The 23,021-nt window shown below is 68.9% G+C and carries 20 protein-coding genes and 3 pseudogenes; 6 read left to right on the forward strand and 17 right to left on the reverse strand.

What is annotated here, in order from left to right; translation table 11 throughout:
- Positions 1-24 precede the first annotated feature (24 nt).
- Positions 25-208: pseudogene (locus BFN33_RS54090) on the reverse strand (transposase); the annotation flags it as partial.
- Between the two features lie 199 nt (positions 209-407).
- Here BFN33_RS54090 and BFN33_RS05345 point away from each other — a divergent pair.
- The 4 genes from BFN33_RS05345 to BFN33_RS05360 all read left to right on the forward strand — a co-directional run bounded on the left by BFN33_RS05345 (position 408) and on the right by BFN33_RS05360 (position 5,240).
- A complete protein-coding gene (locus BFN33_RS05345; RefSeq protein ID WP_176742302.1) occupies positions 408-1,346 on the forward strand; it encodes an AraC family transcriptional regulator in 939 nt (312 codons plus the stop codon).
- A 143-nt stretch (positions 1,347-1,489) separates the two neighbouring features.
- Entirely contained in the window at positions 1,490-3,283 is a 1,794-nt protein-coding gene (locus tag BFN33_RS05350) for an FAD-dependent monooxygenase (protein WP_069758640.1), read from the forward strand.
- Entirely contained in the window at positions 3,280-4,341 is a 1,062-nt protein-coding gene (locus tag BFN33_RS05355; protein WP_069758641.1) for a maleylacetate reductase, read from the forward strand. Before BFN33_RS05350 ends, BFN33_RS05355 begins: the two co-directional genes overlap by 4 nt.
- Positions 4,338-5,240: an intradiol ring-cleavage dioxygenase gene (locus BFN33_RS05360; RefSeq protein WP_057617545.1), complete on the forward strand. Its 903-nt coding sequence runs from the start codon at positions 4,338-4,340 to the stop codon at positions 5,238-5,240. The genes BFN33_RS05355 and BFN33_RS05360 overlap by 4 nt, the downstream gene beginning before the upstream one ends.
- 40 nt (positions 5,241-5,280) lie before the next feature.
- Here the strand turns inward: BFN33_RS05360 and BFN33_RS54095 are convergent.
- From BFN33_RS54095 to BFN33_RS05425, 14 genes and pseudogenes are all read right to left on the reverse strand, one after another.
- A pseudogene (locus BFN33_RS54095) lies at positions 5,281-5,670 on the reverse strand (2Fe-2S iron-sulfur cluster-binding protein); the annotation flags it as partial.
- Positions 5,667-6,899 carry an NAD(P)/FAD-dependent oxidoreductase gene (locus BFN33_RS05365; RefSeq protein ID WP_079140616.1) on the reverse strand — a complete coding sequence of 411 codons (1,233 nt, stop codon included), beginning with the start codon at positions 6,897-6,899 and terminating at the stop codon, positions 5,667-5,669. The gene BFN33_RS05365 and the pseudogene BFN33_RS54095, both read right to left, overlap by 4 nt.
- Positions 6,896-7,090, reverse strand: coding sequence for a ferredoxin (locus tag BFN33_RS05370; protein WP_069758642.1), 195 nt, complete (start codon positions 7,088-7,090; stop codon positions 6,896-6,898). Before BFN33_RS05370 ends, BFN33_RS05365 begins: the two co-directional genes overlap by 4 nt.
- A 1-nt stretch (position 7,091) precedes the next feature.
- Complete coding sequence (locus tag BFN33_RS05375) at positions 7,092-8,288, reverse strand: cytochrome P450 (RefSeq protein ID WP_069758643.1); 1,197 nt, start codon at positions 8,286-8,288, stop codon at positions 7,092-7,094.
- A 185-nt stretch (positions 8,289-8,473) separates the two neighbouring features.
- Positions 8,474-9,460, reverse strand: coding sequence for a zinc-binding dehydrogenase (locus BFN33_RS05380; protein ID WP_069758644.1), 987 nt, complete (start codon positions 9,458-9,460; stop codon positions 8,474-8,476).
- 112 nt (positions 9,461-9,572) lie between these two features.
- Positions 9,573-10,658, reverse strand: a complete 1,086-nt coding sequence (locus tag BFN33_RS05385; RefSeq protein WP_256122639.1) for an alcohol dehydrogenase catalytic domain-containing protein — start codon at positions 10,656-10,658, stop codon at positions 9,573-9,575.
- Positions 10,659-10,741: 83 nt separating this feature from the next.
- Positions 10,742-12,421 (reverse strand): FAD-dependent monooxygenase, encoded by a 1,680-nt coding sequence (locus BFN33_RS05390; RefSeq protein ID WP_057617553.1) that lies wholly within the window; start codon positions 12,419-12,421, stop codon positions 10,742-10,744.
- A gap of 141 nt (positions 12,422-12,562) precedes the next feature.
- Positions 12,563-13,612: a phosphotransferase family protein gene (locus BFN33_RS05395; protein WP_242436168.1), complete on the reverse strand. Its 1,050-nt coding sequence runs from the start codon at positions 13,610-13,612 to the stop codon at positions 12,563-12,565.
- Positions 13,609-14,961: a phosphopyruvate hydratase gene (gene eno, locus BFN33_RS05400; protein ID WP_069758645.1), complete on the reverse strand. Its 1,353-nt coding sequence runs from the start codon at positions 14,959-14,961 to the stop codon at positions 13,609-13,611. The genes BFN33_RS05395 and eno overlap by 4 nt, the downstream gene beginning before the upstream one ends.
- Complete coding sequence (locus BFN33_RS05405; RefSeq protein ID WP_069758646.1) at positions 14,958-15,995, reverse strand: C-terminal binding protein; 1,038 nt, start codon at positions 15,993-15,995, stop codon at positions 14,958-14,960. Before BFN33_RS05405 ends, eno begins: the two co-directional genes overlap by 4 nt.
- Before the next feature lie 43 nt (positions 15,996-16,038).
- Complete coding sequence (locus BFN33_RS05410; RefSeq protein ID WP_069758647.1) at positions 16,039-17,076, reverse strand: fumarylacetoacetate hydrolase family protein; 1,038 nt, start codon at positions 17,074-17,076, stop codon at positions 16,039-16,041.
- Positions 17,073-18,080, reverse strand: coding sequence for a LacI family DNA-binding transcriptional regulator (locus BFN33_RS05415; protein ID WP_057617564.1), 1,008 nt, complete (start codon positions 18,078-18,080; stop codon positions 17,073-17,075). The genes BFN33_RS05410 and BFN33_RS05415 overlap by 4 nt, the downstream gene beginning before the upstream one ends.
- Before the next feature lie 254 nt (positions 18,081-18,334).
- Positions 18,335-19,096, reverse strand: a complete 762-nt coding sequence (locus BFN33_RS05420) for a polysaccharide deacetylase family protein (RefSeq protein ID WP_069758648.1) — start codon at positions 19,094-19,096, stop codon at positions 18,335-18,337.
- A gap of 4 nt (positions 19,097-19,100) precedes the next feature.
- Positions 19,101-19,928, reverse strand: a complete 828-nt coding sequence (locus tag BFN33_RS05425; protein ID WP_370743246.1) for a fumarylacetoacetate hydrolase family protein — start codon at positions 19,926-19,928, stop codon at positions 19,101-19,103.
- Between the two features lie 80 nt (positions 19,929-20,008).
- Here BFN33_RS05425 and BFN33_RS53045 point away from each other — a divergent pair, with 80 nt between their 5' ends.
- Complete coding sequence (locus tag BFN33_RS53045; RefSeq protein ID WP_158013151.1) at positions 20,009-20,161, forward strand: hypothetical protein; 153 nt, start codon at positions 20,009-20,011, stop codon at positions 20,159-20,161.
- A gap of 334 nt (positions 20,162-20,495) precedes the next feature.
- Positions 20,496-21,026 carry a VOC family protein gene (locus tag BFN33_RS05430; protein WP_057617571.1) on the forward strand — a complete coding sequence of 177 codons (531 nt, stop codon included), beginning with the start codon at positions 20,496-20,498 and terminating at the stop codon, positions 21,024-21,026.
- 500 nt (positions 21,027-21,526) lie between these two features.
- On the opposite strand, the pseudogene BFN33_RS52600 reads toward BFN33_RS05430, so the two are convergent.
- Both BFN33_RS52600 and BFN33_RS05435 read right to left on the reverse strand, forming a co-directional pair.
- Positions 21,527-21,820, reverse strand: a pseudogene (locus BFN33_RS52600) (ISL3 family transposase); the annotation flags it as partial.
- Positions 21,821-22,059: 239 nt separating this feature from the next.
- Positions 22,060-22,929: an AraC family transcriptional regulator gene (locus tag BFN33_RS05435; protein WP_057617573.1), complete on the reverse strand. Its 870-nt coding sequence runs from the start codon at positions 22,927-22,929 to the stop codon at positions 22,060-22,062.
- Positions 22,930-23,021 lie beyond the last annotated feature (92 nt).

Here is a 23,021-nt window from a genome sequence, read left to right on the forward strand (position 1 = left end):
CCCTGCTCCATGGGACACGCAATTCCCAGTCACAGCTGGGATCTTGTCGAGCAACGACAGCAGTTGAGTGACGTCGTTATGGTTTCCGCCGGTCAGCAACACCGCGAGTGGGATGCACTACCCGTCGGTAAGGACGTGGTGCTTTCTGCCCGGTCGTGCGCTCGCACGCGTCGACCGGGCTGGGACCGCCACGTCCTGCACGCCTCGGTTCTCTATCGCGGAGAGCTCCGCAAGGAGGCCCACGGCTGTTGGCGATTCAGTCGACTCTTCATCGGCTGTGACCTGCTGCTGGGCGGGGGCGGCCCCGGCCTCGAGGATGAGCCGAACCCGGAGCCATGACGCGAGCCACGGCGAGCACAGGTGGTAGGTAGGCTCCGAACATGACACAGGTCCCAGTCAATCCGGTGGTGTTCTCGACGGCCGACCTTCCCGAGGACCAGCGGGTCGAGCTGTGGGAAGGTCACAACGCTGACGCGCTGATCGGGCTGCGGTGTCGAACCCTGGGCGCTGCGGCGCTCGACGCCACCGAGATCAACGTCCAGCTCGGCCGGGTCCACCTCGCACGGGTGCGGGGAAGCTCCCATGTCGTCGAGCGCGACGCCGAGATGGTGCGGCGCCGGCCGGCCGAGTCGGTCGCGCTGTTCTTCAACCTGGCCGGCGAGGCATTCTTCTACCACGACGACGGTCTGCGCACCGTCCAGCCAGGTCAGCTTCTGATGTGCGACGCCGACCGGCCTTTCATGCGCGGCTTCTCCCGCGGGCTGGAGGAGCTGGTGCTCAAGATACCTCGCGACGTGTTCGCCGAGGCGACCGGAGTCGACGCTGTCCTGCGACCTCTCGTAGTGGACTTCGCGGCCGGGTCCAACTCCTTTGCTCACACCCTGGCCCGCACGGTCGGGGGTGCAGCTCGCGACGAGGATCCGGTGCCGATCCAGGAGGAGACGCTGCTGGAGCTGGTCGTCGCCCTGACCGGCCGCAACCGTGATGACCTGCGTGCGGCGCATCGCGCGGCGGCATACTCCTACATCGAGCAGCACCTGCGCGATCGCCGGCTCTCGGCCCCACAGGTCGCTGCGGCGGTCGGCATCAGCACGCGCCACCTGTCGCGCGTCTTGGCCGATGTGGGCACGACGCTGCCCCAGCTCGTGCGCGGTCTGCGTCTCGAGAGGGCCCGGAAGCTGCTCGAGACTCCGGCCGTGACCTCGATGACCATCGCCGAGGTCGCCTACCAGTGCGGGTTCACCTCTGCGGCCCACTTCTCGAGCGCTTTCACCGCTCGGTTCGGCGAGCGAGCCGGCGAGGTCCGCCGACGCGCCGTCGCGGCTCGGGCCACCGCGTTGCGCTGAGCCACCGGATCGATTGCGGCATTCGGCCACCGTTTTGCGTTTCCGCCCAGACGGCGGCTGGTCATCGACCTGGCCGGGGGTGTTCGTCGACCCTGGCAGGGAGATGGGTCCGGCGCGCGGCTGGCCCGAGGAAGGGTGGCGTGATGCCGAGCTTCGACGACGGCCTGACCGAGACCGAGCTGCCGACGACTGCGGTTGTCGAGACCGACGTCGTAGTGGTCGGCTCCGGGCCCGCAGGATCGGCCGCGGCCCTCGCGTTGTCCACGCTGGGCGTGGCGAACATCATGATCACCAAGTACCGGTGGACAGCCAACACTCCACGCGCCCACATCACGAACCAGCGGTCCATGGAGGTCTTCCGCGACCTCGGCATCGAGGCACAGGTCCTTGCGGACGCGACACCCCACGAGCTGGTCGGCGACACCGTGTTCTGCACCTCGATCGCCGGCGAGGAGATCGGGCGCATCCTGACATGGGGAACGAGTCCCGCCCGCGAGGCCGACTATCAGCTGGCGTCGCCGTGCCTGACCGTCGACATCCCGCAGACCTATCTGGAGCCGATCCTGGTCAGGAATGCGACCGCGCGCGGCACCCAGTCGCGATTCTCGACCGAGTACCTCTCGCACACCCAGGATGCCGACAGCGTCACCGTGCAGGTGCTCGACCGGCTCACCGGCCAGGAGTACGTCATTCGCGCAAAGTACCTCGTGGGCGCCGACGGGGCCCGTTCGAAGGTCGCCGCGGATCTCGAGTTGCCGTTCGAGGGGGCGATGGACATCGCCGGTTCGATGAACATCACCTTCAAGGCCGACATCGCGGCCTACGTCGGCCATCGTCCATCTGTCCTCTACTGGGTGATCCAGCCCGGCTCCAACGTCGGCGGCATCGGCGCCGGCCTGGTGCGGATGGTCCGGCCGTGGGACGAGTGGCTGATCGTCTGGGGCTACGACATCGCCGGTGAGCCACCGACCGTCGACGAGGCCGCGGCGACGCAGATCGTGCGCAACCTCCTCGGCATGCCCGACCTCGAGGTCGAGATCACCGGCACGTCGTTGTGGGGCAACAACGAGATGTACGCGACCCACCTGCAGTCCGGTCGAGTGTTCTGTGCCGGCGACGCCGTGCACCGCCATCCACCGAGCAACGGGCTGGGCTCGAACACCTCCATCCAGGACTCGTACAACCTGGCGTGGAAGTTGGCCGCTGTTCTGCGCGGATACGCCAGGCCCAGCCTGCTGGAGACCTACTCCGAGGAGCGGGCGCCGGTCGCGGAGCGGATCGTGAAGCGGGCCAACCGATCCAGCCGCGAGTTCGTCGACCTTTTCGTGGCACTCGGCGTCACCGAGGCCAAGACTGAGGAGGAGATGGTTGCCCGGATAGAGGAGCGCAAGGCCAACTCGCCCGAAGGTGCGGCTAAGCGCGAGGCGCTGGTCAAGGCGATGGAGCTCAAGAACTACGAGTTCAATGCTCACGGCGTCGAGCTAGGTCAGTTCTACACCTCGGCCGCCATCGTCCCCGATGGCGCCGATCGTCCGGCGCCAACACGGGATGCCGATCTCTACTACGAGTCGACCACCGCCGCAGGCGCCCACCTGCCGCACGCATGGGTCGGCGATCACCGTCACAAGCAGGCGATGATGGACCTGGCGCCCTACGACCGGTTCACCCTCATCACGGGTATCGCCGGTGAGGCTTGGGCGGACGCCGCCCGTGCTGTTGCCGCCGACCTCGGTGTTCCGCTTGAGGCCGTCGTCATCGGACCCGGTCGCGATGTCACCGACCTCTACTACGACTGGGCGCGGGCGCGCGAGATCGAGGAGAGCGGGGCACTCCTGGTCCGTCCCGACAAGCACATCGCCTGGCGCTCGCCGTCGCTGCCCGCCGATCCGACCGCGGCGCTGCGCGCTGCGCTCGCTCAGGTCTTGGGGCGCGTGTGACCGGCCCGTTCGTCCATCACACGCTCGGCCAGCGGGTGCGCTTCGCAACCGGAGATGCGGCCGAGTCGCTCGCCGCGGAGGTTGAAGCGATCGGTGCGCGCCGGGTCATGGTCGTCGTCGGCGCGCACGAGGTCGCGCTCGCAGCCCGGATCACGTGTGACCTCCCGGTGGTGCTGGTGCACCACGAGGTGGTGATGCACGTGCCCGTCGCCGTGGCCGAGCGCGCCCGCGCAGTAGCAGCCGAGCACGAGGCCGACCTCATCGTCAGCGTCGGTGGCGGCTCGACCACAGGTCTCGCGAAGGCCGTGGCACTGACCAGCGGCTTGCCGGTCGTAGCCGTGCCGACGACGTACGCGGGGTCAGAGGCGACCGACGTGTGGGGGTTGACGGAGGGGACGACGAAGACGACCGGGTCCGACGCGCGGGTGCTGCCGCGTGCTGTGGTGTACGACGCCGAGCTCACTCTGTCGCTGCCCGTGGAGCTGAGTGTCGCCTCGGGGCTCAACGCACTGGCCCACTGCGTGGACTCGATGTGGGCGCCGGCGGCCGATCCCATCAACGTCGCGCTTGCCACGGAGGGCGTCCGAGCCCTGGCCGATGGCCTCCCGCGGATCGTCGACGACCCAACCGGGATGTCCGGGCGGGAGCAGGTGCTGTTGGGGGCCTACCTCTCAGCGGTCGCATTTGCCTCCGCCGGCTCGGGGCTCCACCACAAGATCTGCCATGTGCTCGGCGGCCGGTACGGCCTGCCGCACGCGCAGACTCACGCTGTCGTGCTGCCGTATGTCCTCGCCCTGAACGGTCCTTTCGCCCCAGATGCCGACGCGCGCCTCGCGCGGGCATTCGGGGCCAACACCGGCCTCGACGGTCTGCAAGCGCTGCGCCTTCTGCTGCGTGCGCCGCGTTCATTGCGGGACGTCGGTCTCGAGGAGGCTCAGGTGGCGGATGCCGCTGCTGCTGTGATGCCCAACGTGCCCCCGAGCAACCCGGCTTCGGTCACCATCGACAACCTCACCCACTTGCTGCACGATGCCTGGGAAGGAGCTGACCCGCGATGACCCAATCGCACCCGGAGATCAGCGAGGAGCAGCGTTCCCGCGAAGACGCTCTTGTGCAGGTCGTGCTCGACTCCTTCGAGCAAACGGGAGACGCGCGGCTCAAGGAGATCATGACGTCGGCGGTGCGCCACCTTCACAGTTTCCTGCGTGAGGTCCGGCTGACCGAGGGCGAGTGGAAGCAGGGCATCGACTTTCTCACCACGGTCGGGCACATGTGCGACGAGCGTCGCCAAGAGTTCATTCTGCTATCCGACACGCTGGGCGCCTCGATGCAGACCATCGCCATCAATAACGAGGCGTACGCCGATGCCACCGAGGCCACTGTTTTCGGGCCATTCTTCGTGGAGGACGCACCTCGCGTCGAGCTCGGCGGCGACATCGCCGGTGCCGCGACCGGTCAGCCGTGCTGGGTCGAGGGGACCGTCCAGGACACGGAAGGCAATGCTCTCGCGGGTGCCCGCATCGAGGTCTGGGAGGCTGATGAAGACGGCTTCTACGACGTTCAGTACGACGACGCTCGTACTGGTGGTCGCGCACACCTGTTCACCGACGACGAAGGCGCCTATCGCTTCTGGGCGATCACACCGACGCCGTACCCGATCCCGCATGACGGCCCGGTCGGCCTCATGCTCGCGGCTACCGGCCGCTCGCCGATGCGGGCCTCGCACCTGCACTTCATGGTCACCGCTCCTGGGTTGCGCACCTTGGTCACGCACATCTTCGTTCGGGGAGACGGCTATTTGAGCAGCGACAGCGTGTTTGGCGTCAAGGAATCGCTCGTTAAGGACTTCATCGAGCAGCCAAAAGGCACGCCGACTCCTGATGGTCGCGAACTCGGCGACGGAACCTGGTCGCGGGTGCGCTTTGACATCGTCCTTGCGCCGCCGGATGCCGTCTGAATGTCGCTGGCGGGGTTGATTTCGCGGCGACGCTGATTCACTCCCGGATCTCGTCCGCGGTCAGGGACGGCGGGCCGGCCATGGCACACGTCGGTGGTGACCGCGCTCGGCCGGCCCGCCGCGTGCTCCTCGATCACCGCCAGGGGCGAGCAGATCCCACAGAAGGTGCGGTAGCCGCACTGGTAGCCGTCGAGGTCGAGGAACGCCGTCTGCATCGGATGCAGCCGGTCGTCGTCGGCCCACCCCTTCGATGGTGGTGATCTCGCGCCCGTCGGCGGTCACCGCGAGGTGAAGGCAGGAGACGGTCGTGAGGCCGTCGACCAGAGCAGTGCAGGCACCGCACAGCACCTGACCGCAGCCCTTCTTCGTGCCGGTCAGGCCAAGGTGCTCGCGCAGGGTGTCGGGGAGCGGTGCGGTGGTCGACGGTCAGCGGCTGGAGAGATGATCAGCTGGTCCCGCAGAGCCAGAACGCAACGCGTCGGTGGTGAGCCGGGAGGTAGACGAATCAGGAGGTGGGTCAGAAGACGGGGCGATGCCGGGCGTGCGAGCGGCGGGAACTCCGGCGCCGAGCCGCTTGAGTTTGATGACGGGGAGGCGGTGATTGACCGCGACGGCTGTGGTCGTCCCTCCGTCGTTCCGCCACCTCAGCAGCGCACTGCGGTCGTTCACCGAGCCCGCGAGGACTTCGGGGATCCCGGTGAGCGGCAGCTCGCCGCTGATCTTGATGTCGAGTCCGGACTGCTCGGTCCAGAAGTACGGGTCCGGTCGGCAGGGCCGGGCCGACGCGCCGTGCAGCAGACCGACCGCCGCGGCCCGGCCCTGCTCAACAGCGTTGGTCCAGTGTGGAGTTCGGCGCCCTTCCCGCGATACGACGTCCCCGGCGGCGACCACGCCGGGAGTGACGCGGCAGCACGCGTCGGCGACGAGGCCGCCGCCGGCGTCCAGAGGCAGGCCGGAGCCCTTCAGCCAGTCGGTGTTCGGCACGTCGCCGACCGCGCACACGATCACGTCGGCCTCCAGGACCACCTCGCCACAGCGCACGCGGTGTTCGCCCAGGACGGCGACGCCGTCAGGCGCGACCCGGACACGTATACCGTGATCCCGCGCCGCCGCGACGGCGAGATCGGCCAGCCAGGGTCCGAGGAGCCTGAGCAACGGCGGGACGAGGTCGACCACCGTGACGTCCAGGCCCAGGGCACGGCAGGTCGTGGCGATCTCCATGCCGAGGAAGCCGCCGCCCAGCACGATGGCGCTCCGGGCGACGGCAAGCCGGGAGGCGAGGACCTGGGCATCGTCCAGGGTGCGTAGCGCCAGATCGTCGCGCCCGGTCAGGCGACGGGCCCGGGCGCCGGTGGCGACGACCAGCCCGTCGTACGGCACCTGTGTGCCGTCGGTCAGACGCACCGCACGCTCGCGGACGTCCAGTTGTGCGGCCCGTGCTCCGGTGCGGAACTCGATGTCCTCGCCCGGAGGAGGAAGCATGGCTGAATCCGCGGGTTCCCTGCCGGCCAGGACGCCCTTGGACAGCGGGACCCGCGAGTAGGGCTGGTGAGGCTCGTCGGACAGGACGGTCACCGGTCCGTCGAAGCCCTCGGCCCGCAGGCTCTCCGCTGCTGTCAGCGCGGCGATGGACCCGCCGACCACGACGATGCGCTTCACGACTGGACCTTCAGGGCCGCGACGGGGCAGACCCGTACGGCGGCGGCGACGGCGCTCTCGTGCTCCGAAGCCACCTCTTCGTGGGTCAGGTGCAGGTCGCCCTCGTCGTCGAGCCGGAACACCTCGGGCGCGGTCTGCTCGCACAGGCCGTGGCCCTCGCAACGGTCGAAGTCCACCACGATCCGGGACATCTCACTTCCCTTCCGCGCGTACCGTGACGGGCAGCGAAGCCAGGCCCCTGATCACGTTGTTGAGCTTGCGGACCGGCTCGCCCGCGAACTCGATCAACGATGCGCGCCGCACCAGCGCGCCGAGCACCGCCTGCGCCTCCAGACGGGCCAACCCCTGGCCGGCGCAGCCGTGGACGCCGTAGCCGAAGCCGACGTGGTCGACCGGGTTGCGGCGGACGAGGAACTCCTCGGGGCGCTCCCACTTGCGTTCGTCCCGGTTCGCCGATGCCCAGGACAGCAGGACCTTGGTGTCGGCGGGGATGGTGATGCCCTCGAGGTCCACCGGCTGGGTGGTGCGCCGGAAGAAGCCCTGTGCGGGGGACTCCAGCCGCAGTGACTCCTCGAACGCCGGTCCGACGAGCGCCGGTTCCGCGCGCACCTCCTGGTAAGCCTCGGGATGCCGGGCGAAGAGGAGGATCGTGTTGCCGATCGCGTTGATGGTGGTGTCCATGCTCGCGATCAGGTACGCGGACAGCAGGGGCACCACGGAGGCGGCTTCGATGTCCCCCCGGTCCGCGGCTTGATGGATGGCGGCGGCCCAGCCGTCCGGGCGGAGGTTCTCCGGCACCATCACCGTGTTCAGGTACTCCAACATCTGGCCGACGAAGGGGATGGATGCCTGGGCGCGGGCGTTCAACGGGCCGAAAGTGTTGAACGCCGCGTCCGCGAACGACAGCAGCGGGCCCCTTGCCTCCTCCGCGAGCCCGATCAGGTCGGCGACCACGGTCACGGGGAACACCGCGGCAAGATCCGCCACGGCGTCGAAGTCACCCTTGGCCACGACGCCGGCGACGAGGTCGTCCGCGAGGGCGGCGATCCGGGTGCGGAGCTTGGCCAGGGCCTTGGGGGCGAGCTTGTCGGACAGCAGAGCCCGTAGCCGGGTGTGATCCGGTGGGTCGCTGGCCAGCACGCTTCCCTTCATCTGGGCGTTGAACTGGTCCTCGTAGCCCACACCCTGCGCGGACGAGAACCGTTCGTGGTCGGCCAGGGCCGCGCGGATATGGTCGTAGCGGGGGAGGACCCATGCGTCGTAGGTGGTCAGCCGTACCGCGGGGCCGGCTTCCCGGAGTCGGCGGAGAGCGGGGTACGGGTCGTGCAGCACCTCGTCGGCGAACAGGTCGACGTCGCAGGTGGGCACAGGCACGGTCGCATGCGTCACGGCGAACTCTCCTTTGAGTGGTGTTGAGCCTGCGGCCCGGTGAGTGTGGTTCTCGTACTTTTTGAAGGAGAAGCGTTCATGTGCAGCCCAGACCCGCGCTGCCGAACGTCCCATCGCTCCACGACCTCAACCTCTGAGGGCAACCGGCGGCCGTGTGCTGGCACGAAGGACCGCGCCCCAGCGTGCTAGGGCTGGAGCAGGATCTTCCCGGTGACCTCGCCTTGTTCGAGCAGCTCGTGTGCCTCTCGTGCCTGGCTGAGCTTGAACCGCCGGTGGATGTGGGGGCGGATGCGTCCCTCGGCGAGCATGGCGATCAGTGCCCGCATGCCCGCGCGTCGCTCCTCCACCAAGTCGTCCCAGGTGTGGATGTTGAACAGGCGCACCGCTGCCGATCTGCTGGGCCACAGCACATCCCAGAGGTCGTTCTTCGCCGCACCGCCCATGGTGCTGTAGATCACCAGGGTGCCCGCGGGTGCGAGCAGCTCGATGTTCCCGGGGATGGTGGGGCCGGCGGCTGGTGTGACCACCCAGTCCACGCCGCGTTCATCGGTGAGCGCGGCGACCTGACCCACGATGTTTCCGTTGGTGCGGTCGATCACCTCGTCCGCACCGAACGTTGTGGCCCAGCGTGCGCGCTCGGCGTTGCTCGCCACGCCGAGGACGCGCACGCCCAGCCCCTTGAGCAGGTCGATGACCGCGTTCCCGATGCCGCCGGCCGCGCCGTAGACGAGGGCCACCTGACCGGGCAGAGGCCGCATGCTGTCGTAGATCATGTGGTAGGCGACCTGGTAGTTGGCGAGTGCTGCAGCCTGTTCCAGGTTCATGCCTTCCGGCAGCAGGAACGTCGCCTCCTGCGGTGCTGCGACGTACTCCGCGTAGTGCCCTCCGCGGTGTGTGCGCTCACGGGCCGAGAGCAGCGCGAGCTGACCGGGTCGGACCAAGGTGACGCCTTCACCGATCCTTTCGACGACGCCGCTCAATTCGGTGCCGGGGATCGCCGGCAGCGGCGGCATCCATGGGTAGGTGCCGGCCCGGATCCTGAGGTCTGGGTACCCGACCCCGATCGAGTGTGCCCGGACCAAGACCTCACCCGGCCCCGGCTCGGGGATCGGAACCTCCACGAGCTCCAGCGCCGAGGGAGGCCCGGGCTTGTCGACCTGAACGATCTTCACAGACGGTCCATTCCGTAGAGCCAATACGTGGGCCCACTCGGTAGGGCGGGCAAGCCTCGGTCATATCGGGAGGCATCCGGGGCACGCATGGGCGATCCCAGCCCACGAGTCGTCACGGTGTGATCACGTAGTTGCTGAAGCCGCCGTTGCGGTTCTCGAACAGCGCCAGAGCCGAGTTCACGTCCTCCAGGTCAAAGACCTCGTGCTCCAGGCAGCTGAGGTCCAGGGTGCCGCTCTCGACCATGCTCGCCATGGCTTGGCCGTCCGCGACGTCGAACCACAGCGACCCGATGATGCGACGGTCGTTGGACATCAACACGTTCAGGTTGATCGGCAGGGGACCGAGCACCCCACCGAGCGGCACGTGCCGACCACCGCGCGCCAGTCCCTCGAAGCTCTCCAGGAGCGGCTCGGCGGGCGAGCCCGACTGCAGAGCGTCGACCACGATGTCGGCCCCCCGACCCGACGTGGAGTCGATGATCCACTGGGCGACCTTTGCCGAGTCGTTCGTCGACAAGACCTCGATGCGCTGCGGGTCGATCGCCCGAACCTTCTCGAGCTGCTCCTTGTTGCGGGCCACGCCCAGGATCTTGCGGACGCCGAAGGCCTTGGCCAACAAGACGATGCACACACCCAGCGTGCCACTGGCTCCGTTGACGACGACCACGCTGTTGGCGTCGGCGCCGGCCATGCGCAGCGCCCGGTAGGCGGTACCCAGGTAACCGAACCGGGCCGCCGACTCGAAGGAGAGGTTGTCAGGGATGGTGACCATGCTCGACTGAGGCGCCGTCATGTACTCACACATACCGCCGTAGGGATAGTCGGCGAAGATCTGCGCCGACCCGGCCCCGAACCCGAAGTACCCATTGAAGGTATAGGCCGGGCAGTGCTGCGGGTCGCCGGTGCGGCAGGCGAAGCAGCCGCCGCACTGCCGGCCGGGGTTGACATACACCCGTTGACCGACCTCGAGGCCGTGCACCCGGTTCCCCTTGCCGACGATCTCGCCGGCCACGTCCAGGCCGAAGACTGCCGGCAGCGGCGGGAAGGTGAGGTGGGGCCACCACTCGGGGAGGAAGTTGAGCACGTTGCCCAGATTGGGGACGATCCCGCAGGCGCCCACCCGGACGAGGACGTCGGTCGGGCCAGGTTCCGGGACCTCCACCTCGTCGATCGTGAACGGCTGGTGCTGTGCGTGCATGCGTGCGGCTCTCATGGTCGACAAAGGACACCCTCTTCCCTCGTTGGGGCTCGAGCTGTGTGGCCGGAACCGGCCATCGGGGTTCAGGCGTGCGCGGCGGCGTTATGGCTCGGGCGGGCCAGAGCGTCCGCACCGCCATGCCCGGTGACGACATCGAGCAGGCTGTCGACGTCGGTGGGTATTGCGTCGCCGCGCCACGCGACATGCCCGTCGGGCCGTACGAGCGCGTAGTTGCGCGCATAGGCCTTCCGGACGGCCGGATCAGTGAGCACGACCGTCCGCCATGGGATGCCCCGGACGGTAGCGGTGGCGGTGATCTGAGTGGCAGCACTCTCGTCCCCACCCAGGCAGAGCAGTACGAACTCGCGGTCGAAGAGGTCGATCGTCGAGGTCCCGTCCTCCAGCCACACGTGGGGCGCGAGGTGCCCGGGCCGTGCGGTCGGGACGTAGGTCTCCATGACGTCCGGGGTCGGCGGCGTCCCGTCAGGCACGCAGATCGGCGAGTCCTCGTAGCGGTAGCCCAAGGCACCGCCGACCGCGTTGAACTCGCGCCGGAACCCCGTCAGGAGCAGCTCGCGCAGCCGCTGGCGGGCCTGCTCGGCGGCCGGGCCTTCCTGCTCGAGCTCGGCGACGTCGCTCAGCTGGTCCTTCATCGCCAACCAGTCGCGGTAGATCGCACTGGCCAGCGCCGCGGTGCGCACCGCGGCGCTGCGCCGCTCGTGCTCGTAGCTGGGCAGCAGGCCGGGCCCTCCCCAGCCCTCCATCAGCGCTTGCAGTTTCCACCCGAGGTCGGTCGAGTCGAGGATGCCGGTGTTCATGCCCATGCCTCCCGTGGTCGGCATCGTGTGGGCGGCGTCGCCGGCCAGGATGACTCGGCCCACGAAGAACTGGTGCGCCACGGCCTCCCGGTTGGTCCAGGGCATCACCTCGGTCACGAACTCGAAGTCCACGTCGGGCCCCGCCATCGTGGTGACGGCTCGTCGGATGTCGTCTGGGGTACCGCGACCGTCGTGCACCATCAGAGTCACGCGGAACTCCTCCCTGCCGTCGAAGGGCAGCAGCGAGATCGACATCCCGGTCGGTTCCACCACGGTGAACCGACCGGTCCGCCCCGCCAGTGGGAACGACGCCAGGTCGGGGCTGCGAATGATCGCCTCCGCGGAGGTGCCCCAGGTGCTCGACATCTCGCGCTCGATCCCCAGGACACCGCGCACGGTGCTCCGGCCACCGTCGCAGCCGACGAGGTATCGGCAGCGCAGGCGAGTCGACCGGTCGCCGGCCTCGGCGAGCTCGACGCTCACCCCGCTCTCGTCTTGGACGAACGACTCCATCCGCGCCGATGTGCGGACCTCCACCGAGGGCTGGCGGCGTGCCAGGTCGAGCAGGATCGCGTTGAACCACCGTTGCGGGCACCGCTGGGCGAAGGTCGGGCTGAACTCGGGGGGACGCATCTCGGCGATGGCCGGCCACTCGAGCCGGGCGATCTCAGGCTCCGCGAGGCTGGTCCCCCACACGACGTCTTGAGGGCGGTCCAACGGCCAGCCGCAGTTGCGCAGCTCGGACTCGATCCCCCAACGTCGGGCGATCTCCATCGTTCGGATGGACACCGTGTGCAGCCGCGCGTCGCGGACAACCCCGTCGCCGGCCTCGAGCAGCACGACGGAGAAGCCGCGCCGACCCAGCTCCACCGCAAGGGCGGCACCGGAGGGTCCTGCGCCGACGACGACCACATCGGCGTCGGCGTCGATGCTGTGATGCTTCATGTGCTAACGATAGCATGCTGTGACTGTGATCACGCAAGCATTTTCCCCCTGCGTGCCGTGATCGATGAGTAGGCAACCCGTCCGGTTGTCGCCCACCGATCATGACATCGATAGCACGACCCGACGCGCGTCCGATTGCGTTCAGCGGTCCAGGTTGCTGGCGGCGACCCGCTCGTAGGCCAGTGTCAGCACGGCAGTGACCTCCAGCGGACCACCTGCTACAAGCGACCGGGCGAGGCGGCGCACGTCATTGCGCTGTGTCGGGTTGAGGTACTCCACCGGCGACTTGCCGTCGATCCGGGCGAGCAGAAGTGCTGACAACAGCCGACCGGCTCGGGCGCGCAGATCGGTGGCAGGCTCCCAGACCACCTGTGCCTCGTAGGCGGCGAGCAGCGCGGACGCCGATGCCTCGAGCAGGCGCGCGCTGTCGGGTCGGAAGACGGCCTTGAGGACCAGATGGGTGAGGACGAACGCGACGTCGAACGCCGGATCGCCGTACCAAGCGCACTCGGCGTCCAGCAGCACCGGATTTGATCGGCCTATGAGGATGTTCTTCGGGCTCACATCACCGTGGACGAGCGCCCGGTGGGTCGCTGCTGTCGTCTCGGCGATCTCGCGCAGTGCGGACGCGAGATCGGGGTGCTGCTCCGCGGTGGCGAGGAAGTAGGGCTCGATGCGTAGCTGGTGGAAGTTCTCGTCGGTGCGAAACCGCCGCGCGACACTGTCGTCACCGCAGCTGCAGGCGTGCAGGCGGCCGACCAGGTCACCGACCGCGGCCGCGTCAGCGGGTCGCACGGCACCGTCGAGGAGCAGCTGCTTCCACACCGGGTTGTCCTCGGGTGGCAGGAACGTCATGGCGAAGAGGCCACGACGCTCGTCGTGCGCGAGAGGGACGGGGACGGCGCCTGGGCTCACGCTGTGGGCGAAGACCAGCCAGTCCCACTCGACGGCGTTGCGGTTGACGGGCGCATACCAATCCTCGGCGACCTTCAGCTTGGCCAGCGCCCCCTTGACCGCGACCGGGCCGCCGGCCAGGTCGACGCGCCAGAGCTCGCTGGACACGCCGCCGGTCATGGGCGTCCACCGCGGGGTCTCGTCGGGGGTGGCCAGGCCCTGCTCGGTGAGGAATTCCCGGGCGCTGTTGGGCACGTCCGCCGCGGCCTCCGGCTCCCTCATGCCCCGCTCGCTCATGCCCTGCTCGCTCGTGCCCGGGCGGGCAGGCTCACCCGGTGGTGCGGGTAGGCGCTCATGCCGGCGAACATCAAGGAGGTGTCCTCGGCGATGCGCACCAGTTGGTTGTACTTGGAGAGCCGGTCCGAGCAGCGCACCGAGCCGATCTTGATCTGCCCCGCGGCGGTGGCGACCGCGAGGTCGCTGATGTAGGCGTCCTCGGTCTCTCCCGAGCGGGCTGAGATCACCGGAACGAAGTCGGCCGCGCGGGCGGCGGCGACCACGTCGAGCGTCCCGGACAGGGTGCCGTTCTGATTGACCTTCACCAGCACCCCGTTGCCGGCCGCGGACTCGATGCCGCGCTGGAGACGGTCAGGGTTGGTGGTGAAGAGGTCATCACCGATCAGGTTGATCCGGTCGCCGATTCGTTCGGTGAGCCCGCGCCAGCCGGCCCAGTCCTCCTCGTCGAGAGCGTCCTCCACCGAGACGACCGGAAAGTCGGCGACCCAGCCGCAGACCATCTCGATCATCTCCTCGGTGCTCGCGTGCCGGCACTCGCGGGCAAGGTGGTAGTCGCCGCGCTCGGGATCCCAGAGCGCGTGGGCCGCGACGTCGATCGCGACGACGATGTCCTCCCCGGGGACGAGGCCGGCCCGCTCGGTGGCCTCGACCATCATCTCGAGGGCGGCACGACCGGTCTCCAGCCCCGGGCTCAGCCCACCCTCGTCGGCGAGCAAGGTCGTCAGACCGCGGTCGGCCATGACGTCGGTCGCGGCCGAGCGCAGCCTGCCAACCAGCGCGAGCGCCTCGTCGAGCGTGCGTGCTGAGGCCGGCACGGCGAGAAAGTCCTGGACATCCATCCCCCGGCCCGCGTGCAGGCCGCCCGAGAGGATGTTCACCATGGGCATGGGCAGGCTCGGCGTTGTTGTTCCCGCCAGCAGCGCGAGCCAGCGGTAGAGCGGGAGTCCCTGGGCGGCCGCCGCTGCCCGGCTCAGGGCCAGCGAGGTGCCCAGGACGGCGTTCGCGCCGAGGCGCTGGAGGTTCTGGGTGCCGTCGAGCTCGCGGAGCGCTGCGTCGACACTGCGTTGGTCGACGGCGTCACGACCTATCACGACGGCCGCGATCTCCTCGTCCACGTGCGCTATCGCATCGCGGACGCCGAGGCCCGCGTAGTCGCTGCCGCCGTCGCGGAGCTCCCATGCCTCGTGGGTTCCGGTCGAGGCGCCCGAGGGCACGGCGGCCCGACCGAGCACGCCGGAGGCGGTGACGACGTCGACCTCGACCGTCGGGCGCCCCCGGGAGTCGAAGATCTGGCGGCCGCGGACCGAGGCGACCCTCGTGTCGGGCGTGCGGTTGTGGGAGCTGGTCACTTGTCTTCCTTCGCGTCCACGGCGGGCGAGGTCGCACCGGCGGTGATGGGGTCGGGCTCTGCAATGTCGTTGCAGGGGTAGTGCGGAGGGCGTCCGGTCAGGACCCGGACGACCTCTTCGGTCGCCTTGGTACGCAGCTCGACGACCGACTCGTCGGAGGAGAACGCGACGTGCGGCGTCACGGTCACTGAGGCGTGCGCCAGTAGTCGAGGATCGACCTCGGGCTCCTCATCGAGCACGTCGAGCGCCGCACCGGCGATGATCCCGTGATCGAGGGCGTCGGCCAGGGCCACGGTGTCGACCAGGCCCCCGCGGCTGACGTTCACCAAGAGCGCGTCCGCTCGCATCGCCGCGAGCTGCTCCGCGCCGATGAGGTGGTGGGTCGTGGGCAGCAGCGGCACGTGGAGGACGACGATCTGAGCCGTCGCCAGCAGCTCGTCGAGCGGCGTCCGCTCGACCCCCAGATCGGCGGCCTCGTCCGCGCCCAGGGTCGGGTCGGTGACCAGGATGCGAGTGCGGAAACCGGTGAGCTTGCGGGCGGTGGCGCGGCCGATCCGGCCGAACCCGACGAGCCCCACAGTCTTCGACGCCGTGCGAGCGAGCCGGGCGCCGGCAGGGTTCCACGAGCCCGTACGGACCTGGGCGTCGAAGCTGGTGATCCCGCGCGTCCAGTTGAGGATCAGGGCGACGGCGTGGTCGGAGACCTCCTCCACGCAGTAGTCCGGGACATTGGTGACCCGGACTCCGCGCGCGGTGGCCGCCTCCACGTCGATGTTGTCGAGCCCCACGCCCATGCGGGCGACGGCGCCGAGGTTGCTCGGCGCGGCGACCGCGGCATCCGAGACCCGGGCCCAGCAGGTCATGATCGCCACCGGGTCGTGAGCGGTCACCAGCGCCTCGATCTCCTCGGCGGTCCCGGGATCGGCGGGTCCGGCGACGAGGTCGAAGCCCGCCGCGTCGAGGATGCGGCGCTCGATCTCATCGTCGGGCCAGGCCCGGTCGGTGAGGACGACGACTGGGCGGGTTGAGTCCATAGGAGAGCCTTCGCAAGTAGGGGGACAGCGGGAGGACGGTCGGTCAGGGATGGCCGTGGCCGGCGCCGACTGCGGCGCTCTCGGACACGACCGTGAAGCGCTGGGTGCCGAGCCGCTCGACTCCGGCCTCGACCACGTCACCGGCCCGCAGGTAGCGGCCGTAGTGGGCACCGAATCCCGCCGGCGACCCGGTGCACACCACATCGCCCGGCCGCAGCTCGGTGTGCTGGGAGACGTGGGCGATCACCTCGGCCACGCTGAAGAGCATGTCGCTGGTGCGGTCGGCCTGCATCTGCTGGCCGTTGAGACGCAGGGCGAGTCCGAGTGCGTCCGGGTCGGGGACGCTGCTCGCGGGTACCAGCCATGGCCCCAGGGGCAGCCAGCCCGGGCGGCCCTTGCTGGTCAACCAGTCGCCGCCGAGAGCCGGCACGTCCGTGCGGAACACCGCGCCCCGTAGGGTGAGGTCGTTGGCCACGCAGTACCCGGCGACGACGTCCAGGGCAGCGTGCGGGCTCAGTCCCGCCCCGCACGACCCGATCACCGCGGCGAGCTCGACCTCCCAGTCGAGCGTCGTGAGGTCGGCGGAGAGCTCGAGCGGATCGAACGGTCCAGCGATGCGGACGCTGCCCGTGAGCGCGACATAGGGCGCGCCGGTCGCGCGCCGCTCCCTCCACCCGCGCTCCAGGTCCGCACGCAACCGACGGCCGTCGGCGTCACCGGCCGAACCCTCACCGGCACCTGCGGCGACGTCAGCAGCTGCCTGGGCGAGCTGCCCGCGGTAGTTCCCGATGGCACAGTAGGTCTGCCCGCCGACCACCGGCGCGGTCACGGCGACCTCGCGCAGGACGGCGCCGTCCTCGGCGATCCGGGGCGCCGCGCCCAGCAGCGCGCGCTCGACCGTGTCGCCGAACTCCTCCCACCTCCGGACCAGGTCGGTCAGGGTGGCCGGAGTGCCCTCCACGAGCCGGTCCAGCCGAAGGAAGCGGCCGGCGTGCACGGCGGCCGCCGTCGTGATGCCGTCGGACAGCACGACCGAGGCGAGGACCGGAGATTCCGGTGTCTCGTCGGAGGCGCAGGTCACTGGGCGGCCGTGCTTCCGCGCTCGACGAGGTAACCGTGGGAGCTCGAGCCGTACGGCCCTTCGATGCCGCCGCTACGGATTCGCCGCTGCAGCCAGACCGAGCACTGGGTCGCCACCTCGTGCACAGGCAAGGCCATCGTGGTCAGACCGGGACCCCACCACGAGAAGCCCGACTCGTCCCCGAAGCCGACGACCGACAGCTCGGTCGGAACGTCGACGCCGCGCGAGGTCAGCTCCTGCAACACACCCTCCGTCGTCCTGACCGAGGCCGTCACCAGGGCCGTGGGCGGGTCCTTGCGGTCCAGCAGCTTCCCGACGGTCCGCCGAGCCTCCTCGACCGAGGACGGCGGGGCGTGCACGACCAGGGATTCGTCGACCTCGCCGCGCAGCGCGTCTCGATACCCGCTCAGCCGGTCGTTGCTCGTCGAGAAGCCGAGCTGCCCGCCGATGAAGGCGATGCGGCGATGCCCCAGGTCCACCAGGTGCTGGGTGGCTTCACGCAGGACTCCGCGGTCATCGACCCCGAACCAGTGATGGCCGATGCTGTCGAGGTGTCGAAGGAGCTGGACGTTCGGAAGGTCCCGAAGCAGCCGGACAGCCTCGGGCCGGGGATTCGGCGACGGCACGAGGATCACGCCGGCGACCTGGGCCGCAGCCAGACCGCGCAGCTGCGCCAGCTCGGCATCCCGGTCGTCGTCGGTCTGCGACAGCATGACCTGGTACCCGCCCTCGCCCATGCTCTGAGTGAGCGCATGCGCCGCGGTGCTGTAGAAGGAGTTACGCACATCGGGAACCATCAGCCCAACCACCGTGCTCGGAGCACCGCGCATCAGCCGCGCCGCGAGGTTGCCGACGTAACCCAGCTCCCCGGCCTTCTGCTCGACCCGGGCGCGGGTCTCCTGACTGATGCGAGGATCCTGGGAGAGCGCGCGCCCGACGGTGGAGACCGACAGGTTGAGTTGCTCTGCAATGTCCCGGGTCGTCACGGTACGCTTCTCTGACATGTGCTAACGATAGCATTCGTCGGGCGCATGGGGAGCCCTTTACTCAGTACCTCACGCCGACTCAGGCGTGACTGATCACGGCTTTCATGACACTGACCTCCCCCGCCCGCCTCAGCCGCCCGGCGCGCGCCGTGTGCTTGCACGTAGGTGGTGTCTGGCATGTCGCCTCCCAGCAGTTGCTCCCAACAACCCTCCCCTCGCAGCGACGACGGGCTCAGCCGGCGTTCATTGACGCCCATCTGCGGCTGTCCAGGTCAACGCGGGACTTCGCCGACCAGTTGTCCTGCGGAGCACACGCGCACGTTCGACTGCGCGAGCGCGTACTCGATCAGTCGGCGGACGACGGCCTCGCGCTCGTCGTCGACGAAGGAGACGAACGGGTGGACGGTCAGGGTCAGCAGCCCGTCCCGGCTCGCTGCCTGCGCCTTGAGGTCGGCGCGCCACGATCGCTCGATCTGGCGAGCCGTCCTCCCGCCGGATGGGTTCATGAAGTACTGCCAGTAGTCGTTGTGCTCCCAGCGCCACGGGACTACTCCGAGGCCCTCGGGCAGGGTGTGCACCGCCAAGGGTCGCTCCTCGGTCGCCCGTTCGATGCTGCTGTCGTAGCGGTAGCCCAGATCGGCCAGAACCGCAGCAGTGCGCCGACCCCGGTACCCGCCGGGTGCTCGGAAGCCGCCCGGGTTCGCCCCGGCCGAACGGAGCGCGGCAGTGCCGTCCCAGAGGAGGACCTCCTGACGGTCGTCGGGCAGCTCGGCCCAGCGTTCGTGGACCCACCCGTGCAGGCCCACCTCGTGGCCGTGGTCGAGGATCCGGCGGACGGCGTCCGGGTGATGGAGCCCATTCCAGCCCTCGAGGAAGAAGGTCGCCGTCACCCCGAGTCGGTGGAAGAGCGCGAGCGCGCGCGGTAGCCCGATGGCGAGCCCGGGCTCGTCGGGATCGGGGCGTACGGCGCGCCCACGGTCGATGTCCAGCGCGGCCCCGAGGTTGTCGACGGTCAGGCAGAGCGTGGCAGGCACTGGCTCACATCCGTATGCCGGGGCCGTCGATGAACTTCTGCGACATCTCGCCGATTCCGGTGATCCAGCTCGTGACCTCGTCACCGGCACGGAGGAACCGAGGGGGTTGCCGCGTCGATCCGATACCCGACGGGGTCCCGGTGAAGATGACGTCGCCCGGGAGCATCGGCAGCATGTCGGACACGTAAGCGATCAGCTGGGAGACGGAGAAGACCATGTCGGAGCTGTTGCCGTTCTGCATCTCCTCACCATTCACCGCGCAACCCAGGTCCAACGCGTCAGGGTTCGACAGCTCGTCGGGGGTGACCAGGACAGGGCCGATCGGAGAGTAGCCCGGGTGCGACTTGCCCAGTGAGTGCTGGGGCGCGCTCCGCGGGCGCTTCTGCGTCGTTCGGTCCGAGATGTCCTGGCCCACCGTGAGTCCGGCCACGTGCGACCATGCCTCCTCTTCCGGGACCCGGTGCGCCCGCCGGCCAATCACCACGACCAGCTCGACCTCCCAATCGACGGTCGGGCCGGTCAACTCGACGATGTCCCCGGGACCGGCGATCGAGCTCGGGAACTTGGTGAACACCATAGGGACGTCCGGAACCTCCCAGCCCGCTTCCTCAGCGTGCTTGCGGTAGTTCAACCCGATGCAGAACGACTGCCGCGGTCGGGGGCTGACCGGACCGAGTCGGGCCGGGTCGAGAGGGCGCAGCGGCCCCTCGACGCCGGATTCGGCCCAGGCACGGAGCTCGGTCCAGCGGTCGTAGAGGTTGGTGATGTCGCTGCTGAAGGCTCCGCCGGAAGCCTCGGCGACGTCGAGCGCCTTGTCTCCGATGACGAGCACGGCGCGACCTGACTGGGTGGCTAGACGCATGACGACCTTTCGACGATGGGTGGTTCCTGATCGAGGGCCCGGTCCTCCGGGTGAGCACGGTCGTGGCCTGGGAACGAGGCGGACATGTTGACGCCGCGCGGAAGTACCGCCAGGACGGGATCCGCCGCGTCGCCGCCGAGCGTCGGCTGAGCGCCGAGATCCCCCGGACCAGGGCGACCGGTAACATCGCCGGCCACGTCTGAACCCTTGACAGCCCCCCGTTGATACGTTGTGCTAACGATAGCAGGAGAGTCCCGTGGTTCCACCGTCAAAGGATGCGGCCGCCCAAGGCTGCGGGCCGCGCCTATCCACCTCACGACGGAAGACGTTTCCGATGCCCCCGCCAGCCTTGCACTCGCCCTCGCGTGATCAGGCGCTCAAAGTGCAAGCGGACCGCTGGCGCTGTTTATGACCCGTATCAACGGCTCCAACAACGTCGCCGCGCCCTGATCTCGCGCCGTGCCCTTGTCCCATCCGTATCCACCCGTCCTTCCACCGGAACGAACAGACATCCGGAACGAACACAGGGGTCAACTGATGACCGACACGACTACCCGGACCCTCAGCCCTGAGCGCGTGAACCACTACGCGCTCGCGACCAAGGACATGACCGAGACCCACCGATTCTGGACCGAGGTCATGGGCTGCGAGTTCAAAGCCGCAATCCGCGCCGACGGACACACCATGAGCACCGGCGAGGAAGCCCCCGGCTACCTCCACGCCTTCTACGCCTTCAAGGACGGATCATGCATCGCGTTCTTCGAGCTGGCCTCCGACCTGGACCCCCAGGACGACGGCGTGCCCTCGTGGGCCAAGCACCTCGCACTCTCGGTCGACTCCCACGAGGAGCTCGAGGCCTGGCACCGCCATCTTGAGCAAACCGGCGTTGAAGTCGCCGGTGAGGTCGACCACGGCGGTCTCTTCTACTCGCTCTACTTCTTCGACCCCAACGGACAACGGGTCGAGCTGACCTACCAGGCGCGCGAGCTCAACGGCCAGGACCTGCGCGCCGGCTACGAGACGCTCGAGAGTTGGGCCAACGACAAGGCCGCCGGCACACTCATCTGATGAGGCCCTGAGGACTCCTGCCTCCACCTTCGAACCCCAACCTCCAAACCTCAGGAGGCATCCGTGGCAACTCCGACGGACGCGCCAGCGATCCCGGGCTACATCGCGGGCACCTGGACGATCGACCCCCGTGCACAGTAGTCGGGTTTCGTCATAAGGCACCTGGCGGGGAGCAATGTCGGCGTACACCTGAACGTCCCCACCCGCGTACGGGAGTGTCATGAATCAGGCTCTGGCCCGTAATGGGTGGTAGCGCTGTGTAGCGATCACTGGAGAAGCGCGGTGGCGGAGCAGGGGGGACCCGGCTCGGCCGTGCATCTGCCTCGTGATCCGTTTGGTTCGTGTGTTGACGCCTTCAGTGCGGCCGTTGTGGTCCGGGAGGGTGAGTCCGGCGTCGACGGGCTGCGGTCGAGTTCGAGACCTCGATGAGCTTGGCGTCTTTGCTCTGCGTCTGGGGCACCAGTGCGGACAGGCAGGACGTCGATCTGCTCACCGCTCTAGGCGTCGATGATCACGGTGGCGTACCGGTGCAGGCGCTTGAGGGCGAAGTCATCGACGCCGAACACGCGCGGGACGCGCAGCGGCGGCAGCGTGCTGCGCGTAAGCATGCGCAGAGCGGTCGAACGGGAGATGGCGTCCGCCAGCACGCGGCAGAGGCGGGCGCCCGCCCTGCCCGCTAACTCCTCTATTCCGCAGCCGAGTTGGTCGGTCATGTGGTTGGTACGACGCTGGTAGCGCTCCACGACAGCCGGGAACCTCTCGCGGAACGTCTGCCGCGGGCAGCCGATTGGAGGTCGGTTCCGGGCATCGCCCGTGGTTTTAGCGGGCCTGGGCGTCACCCTTGCTTTTGCGAGAGGGCCTCACCGTGCCACACCACAACTATCAGGCAGAACCACAGCGGCAGATCCCTCACGCGTTCGGCCGACTGGGCTTTCACCGGCTTCGTCCGGCTGCGTCCGAGCTCGTGCTGCTCGGGATCTCACCGGCTGGTAGCGGCTTGGCGCACGGCCGGATGTGTTCCCGCTCGTCGTGGTCACACGGTGGTGCTGGCCTTGCGGAATTCCAGTGGAGTCACCCCGGTGTGGCGGGTGAAGAACTTGCCGAAGTTGCTGGCTTCGGTGAAGCCGAGCCGGGTGGCGATGGACAGCACGGTCCGGTCGGTGTGGCCGAGCAGTCGTTTGGCCTCGAGCAGGACGCGGGCGTCGACGACGTGTTTCGCGGAGTATCCGGTGGCGGCCAGGGATGCCCGGGTGAGGGTCTTGGCTGTGTAGCCGAGCCGGGCGGCGTAGTCCTCGACCTGGCGGGTGGAGGCGTAGGAGCGTTCGATTTCCTGGAGGAAACGGGTGTAGATGTGCCCTCCGTCTCCCGGGTCGGGGTGGTCGGCGGGGGCGGGCAGTCGACGAATGCGCAGGATGACGGCGGCGAGCATGTGTCGGAGGAAGTGGGCGTCGGGGGTGGCCGTTTTCGACTCCGCGTGTAGTTCGGTGATGAGGGTGACCAGCCGACTCAGCTCCTCCTGATCCAGATCTCTGCGCACGGTCCGGACGGGGTCCCGCAGCATGTGCTCTGTCGTCGGCAGGGGATGCGGGAAGTCCGGTGTGAACCAGATCAGCCATCCCGAAAGACCGGGTGCGAGAACGCCGCGCTGGACCTGTCCGGTCCGTATCCACAGCAGTGTGCCCGGCGCGCAGGCATAGGGGACGAAGTCCACCTCGTGCTCGTCGGAACCGGCGGTGACCAAGGCGATCTGGTCGAAGTCGAGGCGGTGAGGGCCCGATTCCGGTATGCACTCGGCACGCTCGCGTGCCTCGTTCGTGGTCGCTACCTCGATGCCCAGACCCGGCAGGGGTCCGAGGCGCTGGTAGTCGACTCGTGGGATGACGGGTCCGGTAATGACGGTCACGAGTCCCGAGCGTACCTGGGAGGAACGGGCTCGGACGGCTTCACTTGATGCATCAAGTTCCTCGGGCGGCACGGTCAGTGCACCAGCCGGTT

The sequence above is a fragment of the Streptomyces sp. LUP47B genome (genome assembly GCF_001746295.1).
GTDB lineage: Bacteria > Actinomycetota > Actinomycetes > Streptomycetales > Streptomycetaceae > Streptomyces.